General features: G+C 39.8%; 18 protein-coding genes. 14 read left to right on the top strand and 4 right to left on the bottom strand.

Translation table 11 applies throughout. The features are described from left to right. Positions 1-4: 4 nt before the first annotated feature. The 3 genes from MKX72_RS05030 (at position 5) to MKX72_RS05040 (ending at position 3,477) form a co-directional block, all read left to right on the top strand. Entirely contained in the window at positions 5-1,567 is a 1,563-nt protein-coding gene (locus tag MKX72_RS05030; RefSeq protein ID WP_155008419.1) for a gamma-glutamyltransferase family protein, read from the top strand. Between the two features lie 20 nt (positions 1,568-1,587). Then, a complete protein-coding gene (locus MKX72_RS05035) occupies positions 1,588-1,791 on the top strand; it encodes a CapE family protein (RefSeq protein ID WP_155008418.1) in 204 nt (67 codons plus the stop codon). Positions 1,792-1,914: 123 nt separating this feature from the next. After that, positions 1,915-3,477: a gamma-glutamyltransferase family protein gene (locus MKX72_RS05040; protein WP_034269815.1), complete on the top strand. Its 1,563-nt coding sequence runs from the start codon at positions 1,915-1,917 to the stop codon at positions 3,475-3,477. 26 nt (positions 3,478-3,503) lie between these two features. Here MKX72_RS05040 and MKX72_RS05045 read toward each other — a convergent pair whose 3' ends face one another. Next, the gene (locus MKX72_RS05045) at positions 3,504-3,953 is read right to left on the bottom strand and encodes a staygreen family protein (protein WP_028412243.1); all 450 of its coding nucleotides are present in this window, start codon (positions 3,951-3,953) and stop codon (positions 3,504-3,506) included. Positions 3,954-4,101: 148 nt separating this feature from the next. Here MKX72_RS05045 and MKX72_RS05050 point away from each other — a divergent pair, with 148 nt between their 5' ends. The 3 genes from MKX72_RS05050 to MKX72_RS05060 all read left to right on the top strand — a co-directional run bounded on the left by MKX72_RS05050 (position 4,102) and on the right by MKX72_RS05060 (position 5,754). Beyond that, on the top strand, positions 4,102-4,269 hold the full coding sequence (locus MKX72_RS05050) for a hypothetical protein (RefSeq protein WP_014461305.1): 168 nt from the start codon (positions 4,102-4,104) through the stop codon (positions 4,267-4,269). A 222-nt stretch (positions 4,270-4,491) separates the two neighbouring features. Continuing rightward, positions 4,492-4,965 (top strand): hypothetical protein, encoded by a 474-nt coding sequence (locus MKX72_RS05055; protein WP_028412244.1) that lies wholly within the window; start codon positions 4,492-4,494, stop codon positions 4,963-4,965. A 129-nt stretch (positions 4,966-5,094) separates the two neighbouring features. Beyond that, positions 5,095-5,754: a haloacid dehalogenase type II gene (locus MKX72_RS05060; RefSeq protein ID WP_028412245.1), complete on the top strand. Its 660-nt coding sequence runs from the start codon at positions 5,095-5,097 to the stop codon at positions 5,752-5,754. Positions 5,755-5,784: 30 nt separating this feature from the next. Here MKX72_RS05060 and MKX72_RS05065 read toward each other — a convergent pair whose 3' ends face one another. The 3 genes from MKX72_RS05065 to MKX72_RS05075 form a co-directional block, all read right to left on the bottom strand. Further along, complete coding sequence (locus tag MKX72_RS05065; protein WP_014461302.1) at positions 5,785-5,967, bottom strand: CsbD family protein; 183 nt, start codon at positions 5,965-5,967, stop codon at positions 5,785-5,787. Positions 5,968-6,107: 140 nt separating this feature from the next. Then, complete coding sequence (locus tag MKX72_RS05070; RefSeq protein ID WP_028412246.1) at positions 6,108-6,599, bottom strand: NUDIX hydrolase; 492 nt, start codon at positions 6,597-6,599, stop codon at positions 6,108-6,110. A gap of 89 nt (positions 6,600-6,688) precedes the next feature. Continuing rightward, positions 6,689-8,239, bottom strand: coding sequence for a glycoside hydrolase family 10 protein (locus MKX72_RS05075; protein ID WP_098113744.1), 1,551 nt, complete (start codon positions 8,237-8,239; stop codon positions 6,689-6,691). 215 nt (positions 8,240-8,454) lie between these two features. Here MKX72_RS05075 and MKX72_RS05080 point away from each other — a divergent pair, with 215 nt between their 5' ends. The 8 genes from MKX72_RS05080 (at position 8,455) to MKX72_RS05115 (ending at position 15,250) form a co-directional block, all read left to right on the top strand. Further along, positions 8,455-9,309, top strand: a complete 855-nt coding sequence (locus MKX72_RS05080; RefSeq protein WP_154991670.1) for a MurR/RpiR family transcriptional regulator — start codon at positions 8,455-8,457, stop codon at positions 9,307-9,309. Positions 9,310-9,323: 14 nt separating this feature from the next. Continuing rightward, complete coding sequence (locus tag MKX72_RS05085; protein ID WP_028412249.1) at positions 9,324-9,629, top strand: PTS sugar transporter subunit IIB; 306 nt, start codon at positions 9,324-9,326, stop codon at positions 9,627-9,629. An 80-nt stretch (positions 9,630-9,709) separates the two neighbouring features. Beyond that, the gene (locus tag MKX72_RS05090) at positions 9,710-11,011 is read left to right on the top strand and encodes a PTS sugar transporter subunit IIC (protein ID WP_033578207.1); all 1,302 of its coding nucleotides are present in this window, start codon (positions 9,710-9,712) and stop codon (positions 11,009-11,011) included. Positions 11,012-11,065: 54 nt separating this feature from the next. Continuing rightward, positions 11,066-11,332, top strand: a complete 267-nt coding sequence (locus MKX72_RS05095; RefSeq protein ID WP_033578208.1) for a hypothetical protein — start codon at positions 11,066-11,068, stop codon at positions 11,330-11,332. Positions 11,333-11,348: 16 nt separating this feature from the next. Further along, positions 11,349-12,665 carry a 6-phospho-beta-glucosidase gene (locus MKX72_RS05100; RefSeq protein ID WP_155008417.1) on the top strand — a complete coding sequence of 439 codons (1,317 nt, stop codon included), beginning with the start codon at positions 11,349-11,351 and terminating at the stop codon, positions 12,663-12,665. A gap of 1 nt (position 12,666) precedes the next feature. Next, a complete protein-coding gene (gene anmK, locus MKX72_RS05105; RefSeq protein ID WP_155008416.1) occupies positions 12,667-13,812 on the top strand; it encodes an anhydro-N-acetylmuramic acid kinase AnmK in 1,146 nt (381 codons plus the stop codon). Between the two features lie 17 nt (positions 13,813-13,829). Then, positions 13,830-14,165, top strand: a complete 336-nt coding sequence (locus MKX72_RS05110; RefSeq protein ID WP_013055725.1) for a PTS lactose/cellobiose transporter subunit IIA — start codon at positions 13,830-13,832, stop codon at positions 14,163-14,165. Then, on the top strand, positions 14,162-15,250 hold the full coding sequence (locus MKX72_RS05115; protein ID WP_155008415.1) for a DUF871 domain-containing protein: 1,089 nt from the start codon (positions 14,162-14,164) through the stop codon (positions 15,248-15,250). Before MKX72_RS05110 ends, MKX72_RS05115 begins: the two co-directional genes overlap by 4 nt. The last annotated feature ends 4 nt before the right edge of the window (positions 15,251-15,254 follow it).

Genomic DNA, 15,254 nt, shown 5'->3' on the forward strand with positions numbered 1-15,254 from the left:
AAAGATGATAAATAAACGTAATACGATTATTGTTTCCATTGTCATCTTTTCACTCATAGTAGGTGTATGTGTTTATCAATTTATGTTTCCAAAACAAGAATATGCAGTAAGTACTTCAGATCCTCGCGCCACAAAAGTAGGTATGGAAATTCTTAAACAAGGCGGTACAGCAGTTGATGCAGCTATTGCCATTTCCTACACGCTTGGTGTTGTGGAACCGTACGGATCAGGACTTGGGGGAGGCGGCGGAATGCTGATTGATCCAGCAGATGCCTCTCCAACATTTATTGACTACCGAGAAATTGCACCTAAGAATGATAAAGAAGATGAGATTGGCGTACCAGGGTTCGTCGCTGGTATGGATTATATTCAGCACCACTACGGATCTCTGTCGATGAGCAAACTAATCGACCCGGCCATTAACTATGCCGAGAAGGGGTACAAAGTGGACAAAGATTTGCACGATAGGCTGGTTTCATACAAAGGTAATGTGAATGAAGATGAAATTCCTAGCTTTTACCCAGATAAAGACGCCATTAACACAGGTGAAATTGTCAAACAGCATGAATTAGCGAACACGCTGCAAAAGATTAAGGAAGAAGGGCCGAATGCTTTTTATAGAGGGAAAATTGCAGACGATATTACAGAAGAAACGAAAGTAAGTCACAAAGACTTGCGAAAGTATGCGCCTGTTGAGCGCAAACCTCTATCAACTAATTATAAAGGTCATCAAATTATTTCAGCACCTCCTCCTTTTGCTGGTGCTACGCTCATTCAAATGTTAAAAATGACGGATCAAGAAGATATTTGGAAGCTGAAGGAATCGCATCCTAGTCTTTATTATCATTTTCTTGGTCAAATTTCAAAAGTAGCTTATCAAGACCGCTTGAAGAAAATTGCCGATCCGGCTTTTATAAAAGAAACGCCAAATGATTGGATCGACGATCACTACGTGCATTTACTTCGTAATAAATTAAATAATACTGAAACAGATCACACCAAAGTAAGCGACGTCGAAGAACATGAAAGTACCACTCATTTTGTTGTGATGGACGGTGACGGAACCGTTGTATCCACAACGAATACGCTGAGTAATTTCTTCGGCAGCGGTGAATATGTAGATGGATTCTTTTTGAATAATACGCTCAATACGTTTGGACAAGGAATTAACAAGCGTGAACCTGGTAAGCGTCCAAGAACATTTACAGCCCCTACCATTATTCGTGAAGGTGATGAATGGGTAATGTCGATTGGCACACCGGGAGGAAATCGTATTCCGCAAGTGTTAACGCAAGTAATTGAGGATTATTTTGAGGACAAAGATTCCATTAAAAAGGCAGTAGAAAACAAGCGTGTGATTTTTGATTCTCATAAGTTTTATTCAGAAGCTAAGCTTAAACAGTCAACTAAAGATGGTTTAAAAACGTACGGTTATGACTTGAAAAACAATGATAACGCGATGTTTTACGGAGGCGTTCAAGCTCTTGTGAAAGACTTAAAGAAAAATCAAATTCAAGGTGACGCTGATCCGCGCCGCCACGGTTTATGGGAAAAAAGTACAGACTAACTTAATTGGAGGAATAGAAAATGATCGCAAAACGTATCGTAGGGATTGTAGGACCGATTGCTATTGTAGCAGGAGTAGTAGCAGGACTTGGAGCTTTAAAACATCCGGCTACTCTTTCAACAGATGAAGAGCAAAAAATCGAAAATAACGTAAAAATGATTGAACAAACAAAATCTGCTGCTACAGATGCAGTAAATGATGCTGCATCAGCTTCTGGGAAATAAAACATATATAGTAATAAAAAGGCATCGTCCGGGGCGATGTCTTTTTTGTGTGCAATTTAATTTATGGATAAAAATGAAAGCGCTTCACAAAATATACATATGAGTAAAAATGGAGGGGAATGTGTGAATAAAAAATTACTGTTATTTAATATTGTTGCTGTTTTGTTGTTAATCGGGGTTATAGCCGCTTTTTTTATGACTCAATCGAGTACAGATCTTAGTCCTAAAAAGCTGCTTAAAAAAAATAATGATCATTCTTATGGTGTGAGTTCATCGAATTCTCTGGCAGCAAATGTAGGGATGGACGTATTAAAAGAAGGCGGGAATGCAGTAGATGCGGCCATTGCTATTTCGTATGCCCTCAATGTAGTCGAACCTTTTGGATCCGGAATTGGCGGAGGTGGAGGTATGCTGATTGCCAAAAAAGATCAGCCTGCTACCTTTATCGATTACCGGGAAACCGCTCCAACTTCTATGAGCGGTAAAAACGGCGTGCCGGGATTTGTGGCTGGCATGGAATATATTCAGCAGAAGTATGGCACAAAATCAATGAGTGATTTAATTCAGCCGGCCGTTGAATACGCTGAAAAAGGGTTTGAAGTAGACTCTCTTTTATCTTCGCGATTGTATTATTCTAGAGGAAGGATGGATGTGGATGATCTATCTGCTTTTTATCCGAAGGGAGAAGCAATCGAAGAAGGAGAAACGCTGTCCCAGCCAGTGTTGGCTAAAACGTTAATTAAGATTCAGCGAGAAGGTGCATCTGCATTTTATAAAGGAGATTTGGCACAAGATCTTGCTGATGCAACGCCTATTTCTAAAAAAGACCTATCTTCCTATCAAGTGACAGAAACCAAGCCTGTCGTTTCTGCTTACAATGGAACGGAAGTGATTTCAGCGCCTCCGCCTTTTTCCGGGATTACACTGATTCAAATGTTAAAAATGGCAGAGAAAGAAAATCTTGAAACAATGCCTGACAAAGACTATTACGAAACGATGAACAGAATTAAAAAAGCAGCTTACTCCGACCGGTTAAAACAAATTGGCGATCCTGACTTTCATAATCAAAACTCAAGTGAGTTAGTTAGTGATGATTATATAACAAACCTGGTCAATCACCCGACAAGTTCTTCAGGTGAAGGGGATGAAGAACACGAAAGTACAACACATTTTGTAGTTATTGATTCAGAAGGAACCGTCGTATCAACAACCAATACGTTAAGTAACTTCTTTGGTACAGGCGAACAAGTTGACGGTTTTTTTCTTAATAACAATGCTGATACGTTTGGAAGCAAAGAACCGAATAATCGTGAGCCAGGAAAAAGAGCAAGAACCTTTACAGCTCCAACTATTATAAGAGAAAAAGGCGAGTGGGCGATGGGAATAGGTTCTCCTGGCGGAACACGGATTCCTCAAATTTTAACTCAGGTACTTTCTAAAAATCTTGAAGGAAATGAACCGCTTCAAGAAGCTGTAAATGAACCGCGATTTATTTTTGACGATTCGACTATTTATATAGAGCCTGATTTAGATACAAAAAATATCCCTTCTGCGTTTCGGATAGAAACAAAGGAAAGCGACGTCTTTTATGGAGGTATCCAAGCGTTAACCATTAATTTTCAAGATAAACAAATGGAAGGGGCGGGAGACCCTAGAAGAAATGGAGTTTGGAAAACAGGAGATTAACGAAGTAAAGATCCCTTCTCATATGCTTAGGCATAGTGAGAAGGCGTTTGAAAATATCGAATGGAATGAAATTCTTTGTCACTGGAATGAAAATGTACGTAAATGGGGGAACGATCTAAAGCAGGGTGAGCGTTGAAAAACGTGGCATCACCGTAGCGCAATGCTTTTAGTAAGTAAGGCATTTCTTGTTTGAAAATAGCATACCGTATGGCTTGAACAGACTTTTCCGTGTGTTCATTTCCAATAAATACGTATACATACAGCGTATCAACACCGTCTTTGTGGAGCCATTCGGCAAAAAGCTCATTTCGCTGCTCATTTAATTGATCAACAGCAAACTTTTCGTCGATCCAAAGAAATAAATCGTCTGTTTGTTCAGAATGGGTGAGCGTATAGCGACGCCCAATAAAAGGAAAGGTGGGCGTGCTTCCTTGCCGGTATGTGACGCTAAATTGCTGAGGATTAAAAGCAGACAAAGGGCATCTTCCTTTCACGCTTTTAAGTAGTTTATGCATAAAAAAGAGAAATTTCACACATTCGTCAAGAATTTTAAGCTGCTTTTTTTACATGCATACTTATGAAAAAGTTGTTACACTGAAGAAAAGAAATAGTGGGTGATAGAAGATGGAGCCGCTGTATATTGTTTTAACGATTTTTTTAGCAGCCATGCTATCGTATGATATTGCTAAATTTGTTCGAGGAGACCGGCCAGATTGGAAAGAGGGTCTCGTGACGGGCCTTGTGTTCGTGGGCTTTTTAGCAGCCATGCAAATGGCTTTTCACATTGTATAGCGCAGAAAGAGGCTGGGACAAACGTAGTTTAGTTGAAGGAAGATCTGAACGGTGAATTGTTCGGATCTTTTATGGTTAAGGTGAACGTAGATTTCATGTGTGTAGTTATGTCTCAATCTCTTTTTTGAGGATATGTCCGATAAGTTTAGTTCGGCAATACTAAAAAGCCCTGATATCGAATAAGCTGTTGTATACTGCATTTTTGATAAAGGGGCCTTTTACTTGTATCGAAAAAAAACACTGCTTTTGAAGCGAAGTTTAGGAGTAGCTGTGTTTCTTGCTTTGATTGCGCTGGGAATTTGGATGTTTCAATTTACATTCTTTTCTCCGAGTCATCAAGCCAAATCTGCTGTAAAAGAATTTTATACGCTAGAACAGGAAGGGAACTTTTCGGAATCATGGAACCTTTTTCATTCGTCCATGAAAAAGAAGTGGACAAAAGGTGCATACATACAAGATCGAGCACACGTATTTCTCAATCATTTCGGAGTAGACACTTTTACGTATTCCATTGAAGATGTTGAAAAAAGAAAGAGCTGGAAGATGGAAAATGATCGTAAAGCGTTTCCTGTTGTTTACGAAATGACCGTTATCCAAACGTATAAAGGGAAATATGGAAACTTTGATTTGGTGCAGAAAGTGTATGCTGTTCGTGAAAAAGGAGAATGGAAAGTCGTGTGGGATTATAAACAGTAGGAGAGCCTGCTGTTTTTTTATCTTCATAAGAAATGAGCATACTTCAGCTGGTAATATGCCTCTTTTTTAACAGAAAAAACGTTATGTTTTTTTACGAGTGGGTAAAATGAAAGAAGGAGGCGAACACAGATGAAATTTAAAACGATTTTATTTGATGCATATGGAACACTGTTTGATGTACATACCGTTATTGAAACGTGTGATAAGCTGTATCCGGAACGAGGAGAAAGTATTAGCCATTTATGGCGTTTGAAGCAAATTGAATATGCAATGCAATATCAGCTGATGGGACGATACGTTGACTTTTATACATTAACAAATCAATCCCTGAAATATGCAGCAGAAGCAAATGATATTGATTTAACGGAACATGAAGAAAAAATGCTGATGAGTGCTTACATGAAGCTGAATGTCTACGATGAGGTCAAAGAGGTGCTCGCCTATTTAAAAGAAAAAGGATATCGTCTGGCTATTTTTACGAATGGTCCTAAGCATATGATTGATCCGCTTGTTTCTTATCACAATATGAATCATTTATTTGAAGACGTTATTTCCATAGACGAAATCAAACAGTACAAGCCTACAATGGCAAGCTATCATTATGCAAAAAATAAAATGAATGCAAAAAGAGAAGAAGTATTGTTTCTGTCATCGAATACATGGGATATTGCCGGTGCTAAAAACTACGGGTTCGCAACGGCTTGGGTTAACCGAAAAGGAAATGTAGCTGAGCATAAAGAGTTGCAGCCAAACGTAATCATTAAAAGCTTAAATCAGCTTATTAAATAAAAAAAGAACGAGCATTAAGCTCGTCCTTTTTTATTTATTGCTAAATGTATCTTTTGTTTCGCCTACTGCTTTTTGAGCATTTCCTTTTGCTTTCTCAGCTTTTCCTTCACGCTGAAGATCGCGGTTATTCGTTGCATTTCCGACTTGATCTTTTACTTCACCTTTAGCTTTTGATACATTTCCTTTAACTTTATCTCCTAAACCTTTACTCATTTTAATCTTCCTTTCTATTAGTGATTAAGTAGTGTTACTTGTCTATTCCACCGTTAGAAAGAAATTAAACATATTTTCTGATTTTGGCCTAAACAGAAGCTAAGCCTGCGATATTTAGAAGTACTGTTTAGTCACTATCATCATTCGGAGGTTTTAAGTTCCCACTCATCATAAATCTGAGATTCATAAGGCCATGATAATAAGCTTAAAGATTCCACTGCTTTTAGAACAAGAGGAGAAGCATTATCGATGTTAAGATCTTGGGGTGCAATCCACAATGCTTCCAAAGAATCTTGTCCTTCAAACTGGACGGGGTTGGAAAGAAGCTCACCGCCGGCAATGTCTACGTAATAAAAAACAGCAATGTGATGTACATGGGTAAATTCTTTCCACTTACAGGGATACTGAAAATCCGTTGTACCGGCTTGAGAAATAATAGTAATTTCAAAGCCAGTTTCTTCACTAAATTCTCTTTTCATCGCATCTGTTAATGTTTCACCGTGTTCTAGCTGTCCACCTGGCAAATCAAAGCGATGAATATACGGCCCTCTATTTTTTCGAATAACAAGCAGCTTGTCATCTCGCATACAAATTCCATATACGCCAAAGGCGCGATCATAGTTTGGTTCCATCTTTTTTCACTACTTTCTATAACAGAATGGCTTGATAAAGCATCATTTGATTTCTTTATCCTACCATACATTTTGTTATAGAACCTTTTTTAATGAGGTGCTTTTACAGTAAGCGTACGGGAAACAGCACTTTCGTTATGCAAACGGTCAACAGAGGTTACAACATATGTGTATGTTTGATTTTTGAGTGCGCTTTGATCTACAAATAATTGTGTTTCTCCTGTTTTTCGAACGGTTGTCAGTAAGTTTTCTGCGTTGTTGATGTCACCTCGTTTATTGCCTTGGAAGCGATAAATGGCATAATAGGCGGAATCATTCTGCTGATGATCTCGAATTTCAAACGCCGCTTCTTTTGTATGAGGGCCCGCGTTTTTTAATTTTGGTGCTTTTGGAGCCGTACCATCAAGCCAAGGCATTGCCGGAATAAGAGCAGGATGTTTATAAATATCGTTTTGCAGCTTATCTTTTATTCCTAGTGGGTTTCGGTTCAAATCTTTCAGGCTAAAATGCATGCTCCCATGTACTTCTGGAAATTGATGATTAAGAGCAATTTGCCTTGGATACTCATCGGGATCAGACCATGCTTCCACCGCGTTGTTATTAATTTTATAAGCAGCTTGTCCAATATAAAGGTGAACTGGCTTTCCGCGAACTTCATCTCTCCACCAGTTGAGCAGCGTATCGTAAGCAGCGGGTTCAAATCCAATATTCCAATAAATTTGCGGAGTGATGTAATCAATATATCCATTTTGAATCCACGTACGCGTATCAGCATACAAATCATCGTAGTTTGTTTGTCCAGCAGTCGTCTCAGAGCCAGTTGGATCATTAGCGATGTTTCTCCACACGCCGAACGGACTGATGCCAAACTTCACGTATGATTTTGTTCTTTTAATAGCCGTATTTAAATCTCGAACAAGCTGATTAACATTGTCTCGGCGCCAGTCTTCAATATTCGAAAACGTTTGAGCACCGTAGGTTTGATACGTTTTTTGATCAGGGAACGTTTGACCTGCAATTTTGTAAGGATAAAAATAGTCATCCATATGAACAGCATCAATATCATAGTTTCTTACGACTTCGAGCACTTCTTCAATAATAAAGTTTTTTACTTCGGGAATACCTGGGTTGTAGTAGAGTTGTTTTCCATAGGAGACGACCCAATCAGGATGTTGTTTGGCAGGATGATTATCGGCAAGTTTGTTTAAATCAGTATGATTCATGGTAATGCGGTAAGGGTTAAACCATGCGTGGAATTCTAAGTTGCGCTTATGTGCTTCCTCCACCATAAAAGCTAGAGGATCGTAGCCGGGATCTTTACCTTGTGTACCCGTTAAATATTCTGACCACGGGCCATATTTCGACGGATAAAAGGAATCAGCGGTAGGTTTAATTTGAACGACCACAGCATTCATTCCCATCTTTTGTACTTCATCTAGCAAATAGGTAAACTCTTTTTTTTGCTGCTCAACCGGAAGACCAGGCTGAGAAGGCCAGTCAATATTGTATACGCTTGCAATCCAAGCCGCTCGAAGCTCCCGTTTTTGATACGTAGTAGGTACGTCTGCTTTAGCAGGTAATGTGCTCGAACAAAACAGCAGCAAAAACAAGATGCCTCCAATCCATTTTTTTATATGCATGTTCGTTCCTCCTTCTTTTTTGGTTGAGATAAAATTTCTTTCATAATATAGCATGCGGTCGTTATATTCACAATAGGTTTTAATAAAATATTCTGAAAAATAAAATAAAGTTTTAAAAATATCAGAAAAATATTGAAATTAAACTTCAGAAAAAATATAATAATGGTAATTTAAAGAATATTTTAGAAATACGTTACTTAACGATGGAGGAATTCATGCGCCAATTTTCCGTACTTACTTTAATCGATGCACAAATGAATCATTACAGTCCTGCTGAAGGAAGAGTAGCTGATTACGTGTTAGAAAATCCTACGACCACGTTGAACTTAACGACCAAACAGCTAGCTAAGCAGTGTCAGTGCAGCGAAGCTACGATTATCCGCTTTTGTCAGCGTGTAGGGATTAATAGTTTTAAAGAATTAAAGATTGAATTAGCAAAAGATGCCCATAAGGTGAATAACGAGCAGCTGCCGAATCTTCCGGTTAATTTTGAAGACGAGACCGAAGCTGTGCTTGAAAAAGTCATGAGCAAAAGTATGAGCGCACTTATGAACACGAGTCGTTTAGTGAGCTCTTCTGCAATTGATGCAGCTGCGGAAGCTATTCATAGAGCGACACGAGTGTTTTTATACGGAGCAGGGGGATCATCTGTAGTTGCGCTAGATGCGCAGTATAAACTGCTTCGAATTGATATTTCAGCGCTGTTTTCATTAGATAGTCACGTTCAAATGGTGATGGCTACGAATATGACAAAAGATGATGTGCTGTTTGTAGTATCGACTTCCGGTCAAACAAAAGAAGTGGTGGAGCTGATGCAAATAGCCAAAGATAAAGGGGCAGCGGTTATTTTGCTAACGCAGCACGGATCATCTCCAGCTTCTAGATTAGCTGATATTCTGCTGACTATTTCAGTAGAAGAGCAGCATATTCGAATTGGAACGATGAGCGCTCGTATTGCTCAGCTAGCCATTGTAGATGCGATGTTTATACGGTTATGTATTCAAAAAGGCAATCAAGTGTTTGAGCGCATAATCGATACACATAATGTAATTCAAAAAATTAAGAGGTAGGGGGAAACGAGAAAATGAAGGTATTGTTTGTATGTTCTGGAGGAATGTCAAGTGCGATTGTGGTGAAAGCATTAAAAACAGAAGCACAAAAGCACGGAACGGATATGGAAGTGCTGGCAATTGGGACAAATGAAGTGGCAGAGGAAATTCAAAAGGGCTGGGACGTTGTAATGGTTGCACCGCAGATTCGTCACCGGTTTAACGCAGTGAAAGCGGAAGCGGATAAAGCTTCTGTTCCATGCGGGCCCATTCCGCCGCAGGCTTATACGCCGCTTGGAGGTCCGACGCTTTATAAAACGGTTCAACAGCTCGTTAGCTAAGGAAAGCAGGTTTCTTCCTGCTTTTTAAATAAATAAGGGGTTTATTACACAAGGGGAGAATATAGAGGGGGAAAGGGTATATGAGCAAATTTGTGTCGTTTTTAGAGAACAATTTATCGGGACCCATGGCCAGGTTATCAGAACAGCGGCATCTTCAAGCCATTCGTGATGGTGTTATTTCCGCTTTGCCGTTTATCATTATCGGAAGTTTTTTCTTAATTTTAGCATTTCCTCCTGTGCCGCAAGATAGCACAATTGCGAAATGGGCAGCTGATAACAGCGCCAACATTTTAATACCGTATCGCGTAACGATGTTTATTATGTCTTTATATATAGCCTTTGGGATAGGGTATAACTTGTCCAAAAGCTATAATCTCGATCCGCTGTCAGGAGCACAAATTGCAGTTGCTGCACTACTTCTTACGGTGACTCCAAAGCTGATTGAAGAAGAAGGATTTATGCTTCCAATGACCAACCTTGGAGGACATGGTTTATTTGTGACGATGATTGTATCGATTTTATCAGTCGAGATTCTCAGGTTTTGTAAAGCAAAAAATGTCACCATTAAAATGCCGGAGCAAGTGCCACCTTCGGTATCGAGGTCTTTTGAAGCGCTAATTCCAGTTGCGATTGTTGTTGTACTTATGACCATTATTACAATTGTTTTAGGTATCGATCTTCATCATTTAGTTGATAAACTAGTTGCTCCGCTTGTAGAGGCAGGAGATAGTTTAGCAGGAGTATTAATACCGGTTTTCTTAATTACGTTTTTCTGGTCATTTGGAATTCACGGCGTCTCTGTTGTTGGGACAGTGGCACGGCCTGTATGGGAAGTATATTTAGCGAAAAATGCTGAAGCGGTAGCAGACGGAGCTTCAACGCTCCCGTATATTGCACCCGAAACGTTCTTTCAATGGTTTGTTTGGATCGGAGGATCTGGAGCAACGCTAGGCCTTGCTTTAGCAATGCTGTTTTTCTCAAAATCTAAATATTCGAAAGCGCTCTCTAGGACATCTTTTATTCCAGCGGTTTTTAATATTAACGAACCAATTATTTTCGGTTTGCCAATTGTCTTAAATCCTATTTTAATTATTCCTTTTATTATCATCCCGATTATTACAACGATCATTTCATACGCAGCAACTGCGACAGGCCTTATTACTCCAACATACGTAATGGTTCCTTGGACGCTCCCGGCGCCGATTGGGGCATATCTATCGACCGGAGGAGACTGGCGGGCGGTTGTACTGGTCGTTGTCAATATTGCTATTTCTGTTGTGATTTATCTTCCGTTCTTTAAAATGTACGACCGAAAGATGGTTGAAATGGAAAGAAGCGATGAAGCAACGGTTACACCATCCGATAGCTCAGTTCAAATGTAAAGAAAGAGAAGCCAACTTGTTTGGCTTCTATCTCTTTAATAGGAGTGAAGATCAATGTTTGTTCGATTTCGATATAAAACCGTGTTTTTATTTCTGTTGACCATGGTTCTTTGTAACGTTATTTTTACACCTTTGCTGCAGTATGCTGGTTTGTCAGCGCAGCATAGTTTATTTGCCATTACAAGTCTGTCAGCAGCTTTGCTTACAACATTTATTTCTATTCGGCTTTCAACAGCAGCTTTATCTAAAACCGCTGTTTGTATACGCTTTGTTTTGCTCGGGGCAGGGTGCACAGCCGTTACATATTTAGCCGTTTTTTAACAAGGAGGGGCAAGGAATGAAAGTAGTGACAATAGGGGGAGGATCAAGCTATACGCCTGAATTGGTCGAAGGGTTTATTAAAAGGTACAATGAGCTTCCAATTCGAGAACTGTGGCTTGTAGATGTTGAAGAAGGAAAAGAGAAGCTTGAAATTGTAGGAGCACTTGCTAGAAGAATGGTCAAAAAAGCAGGTGTTGATATGGAAATTCATTTAACGCTTGATCGAAAAAAAGCGTTAATAAATGCTGATTTTGTAACGACACAGCTTAGAGTAGGCCAGCTTGATGCGCGTATTCAAGATGAACGCATCCCTCTTAAGTACGGAATGATTGGTCAAGAGACAAACGGGGCGGGAGGATTATTTAAGGGCTTGCGAACAATCCCGGTTTTGTTGAAAATTGCCGAGGAAATACACGAAATTTGTCCAAACGCCTGGCTTATTAATTTTACAAACCCTGCCGGTATGGTAACGGAGGCGCTGCTTCGATATGGAAAGCATTCTAAAGTAGTAGGAGTCTGTAACCTGCCTGTACATATGACGAACTCAATCGCCAGCTTGCTTCAAATCGAAAAAGAAGATGTGCACATTGAATTTGCAGGGTTAAATCACTTGGTATACGGGCTGCATGTGTATGCAAAAGGAAAGGAAGTAACGCAAGAAGTCATTCAACTTTTAAGTGATCCAAAGTCTCAAGTAACAATGAGAAACATAGCTCCTATTCCGTGGCAACCGGATTTTTTGGAAGCTCTTGGCGTGATTTTATGTCCTTATCACCGCTATTACTATAAAACAAAAGAAATAGTAGCAGAAGAGCTTTTGGCCTTTCAGTCAGGTACTATGCGCGCTGAAGTGGTCAAAGCATTAGAAGCCGAACTTTTTGAACTCTACAAAAACCCAAATATAGAAAGTAAGCCTCCGCAGCTGGAAAAACGAGGAGGCGCTTACTACAGCGATGCCGCATGTAATTTAATTTCATCCATTTATAACGATAAAGGTGATATTCAAACATTAAATGTAAGAAATAATGGCGCCATTTCTTCACTGCCAAACGAATCTGCGGTTGAAGTAAACTGTGTTGTAACAAAGCAAGGACCAGTACCACTCGCTGTCGGTGAACTTCCGGTAGAAGTGAATGGACTCGTGCAGCAAATTAAATCGTTTGAACGAGTAGGAGCAGAAGCCGCGGTTACAGGATCTTACGAAAAAGCGCTGGTTGCCCTGACCATTAATCCGCTTGTTCCAAGTGACGAACTGGCTAAGGCGGTCTTAGACGAACTGCTTCAAGCTCATCGCAAGTATTTACCCGCTTTTTTTAAGGAAGTGAATGCGTAGTATGTATGCCGTTGGACTTATGTCAGGAACGTCACTGGACGGAATTGATGCAGCTCTTGTGGAGATTGAAGGAAGCGGCTATGGAAGTAAAGTTAAGCTTCTTCAGTTCATTACCATGCCGTTTTCACCGTCGTTAAAAAAAGAAATTGAACAGGCGCTTTCTCTCGAACATTCAAATGTACAGCTGATCTGCAGCTTGAATTTTAAACTTGGCTACGCGTTTGCAGATGCAGTGAAAAGAGTGTGCCAAGAAGCCGGGTTTTCTCTTGAACAAGTAGATGTCATCGGATCGCATGGTCAAACCATTTACCATCAGCCGTATGCTTCAGGAAATACAGCGATGTCTACACTCCAAATTGGAGAGCCCGCTGTTATTGCCTATGAAACTAAAACGAAGGTAGTGGCAAACTTCAGAGTGATGGACATGGCAGCGGGCGGGCAAGGTGCTCCGTTAGTTCCTCACACCGAACGAATTTTGTACAGCCACGCTGATCGTACAAGGCTGCTTCAAAACATTGGAGGTATTGGGAATGTAACGTTGATTCCGCCAAAACACTCTCCTATACCCGTAGTAGCTTTTGATACGGGGCCGGGAAATATGATGATAGATGAAGCGTGTCAGCAGCTTTTTCATGTTTCATTTGATGAAAATGGGTGTTTAGCAGCTGGAGGAACTATTATTTCAGAGCTTTTAGAAGACTGTATGAACCATGATTACATGAACCTTTCTCCTCCTAAATCGACGGGAAGAGAGCTGTTCGGTACACAGTACACAAGGAGACTGCTAGAGAAATATAGCAACCATAAAAAAGAAGATTTGCTAGCTACGATTACCATGTTCACGGCATCATCCATTGTACATCACTATGAAACATTTATTTTTCCTGCCTATTCTATTGACGAAGTGATTATTGGAGGAGGCGGAAGTTATAACAATACGCTGATGAATATGATTAAAGCCAAGCTAGGGAAGCGCTGCAGCGTGTATACACAAGAAGAAATAGGGATGTCTTCAGAAGCAAAAGAAGCCGTAGCTTTTGCGGTGCTCGCAAATGAAACACTTGCAGGTTATCCAAGCAATGTACCAAGTGCAACCGGTGCTTTGTCTCCTGTAATATTAGGAAACATTACGCCTGCACCACTATAAAAAAGGGGATGGAAGAAATGACAGAAGCAGCAAATATGGAAAATGAAATTTTTGAACTTATTGCATACGGAGGAAATGCTAGGTCACTGGCATATGAAGCGTTAGAAGCAGCTGAAGATTATGATTTTAATAAAGCTGACGAACTTTTAAAGCAGTCTCAAGAAGAGCTCAGCCATGCTCATAAAACGCAAACTGCGCTTATTCAACGTGAATTGAACGGAAAAACAATTGAAAAGTCGCTGCTTTTAATTCACGCACAAGATCATTTAATGACGGCTATTTCAGAGCAAAAATTAATTGAACATATGATTAAGCTTATTAAAAAATTTAAAAAAGAAGGCGAAAATCAATGAAAAAGCTAGGTATTGCGATTTATCCGGAACATTCGACTGTGGAAAAAGATAAAGCGTATATAGCACTTGCGCATCAATACGGATTTACCCGCATTTTTACGTGCTTGCTTTCTGTTGAAGGCGATCAGAAAAAAGTAATGGCAAATTTTAAAGAAATCATTGAGTTTGCCAATGAGCTAGAGATGGAAGTAGTAGTGGATATCGCTCCTCGCGTATTTGGAGCGCTTGGCATTTCTTATGATGATCTATCTTTTTTTCAAGAATTAGGGGCTTATGCTATTCGTCTTGATCTAGGCTATACGGGAAATGAAGAGTCCATTATGACCTTTAATCCATACGGCTTAAAAATTGAAATTAATATGAGTAATGCAACAAAGTATGTTGATAATATTTTAAGTTACCAGCCGAATCGAAAACAGCTATTGGGGTCGCACAACTTCTATCCTCATCGATATGCGGGATTGTCGTATGATCACTTTATGAAGTGTTCAGCGTTGTTTAAAGAACATAACCTTGAAACAGCAGCGTTTATTAATTCACCAAATGCTACTTTTGGACCGTGGCCTGTTACTGAAGGGCTTTGTACGCTTGAAATGCATCGTACGCTTCCGATCGACGTGCAGGCTAAGCATCTTTTTAAAACGGGATTAATTGATTGTGCAATCATTGCGAATGCTTATGCATCGGAAGAAGAAATGAAGGCGCTGCGTGATGTTGTTCAGCAAGAGCGCTTTACCTTTAATGTGAATCTGTATGATACGATTACCGAGCTTGAGAAAAAAATTGTGCTAGAAGAGTTTCATTTTTACCGCGGAGACGTATCGGATTATTTAATTCGCTCTACGCAAAGCCGAGTAAAATATAAAAAAGAAGAATTCAAGCCTACGCATACTCCTTCCATTCGAAGAGGCGATATTTTAATAGAAAATGAACTCTACGGTCAGTACAAAGGAGAGCTGCAAATTGCGCTGTTAGACATGGAGAACTCAGGTAAAACAAACGTAGTAGGCCGCATTGCGGAAGAGGAAATTTTCTTATTAAATGAACTGCAGCCATGGGATAAATTTGCTTTTTGTGAGCGGTGATGAA

This window comes from Priestia sp. FSL R5-0597 (genome assembly GCF_038006305.1).
GTDB classification, from domain to species: Bacteria; Bacillota; Bacilli; order Bacillales; family Bacillaceae_H; genus Priestia; species Priestia zanthoxyli.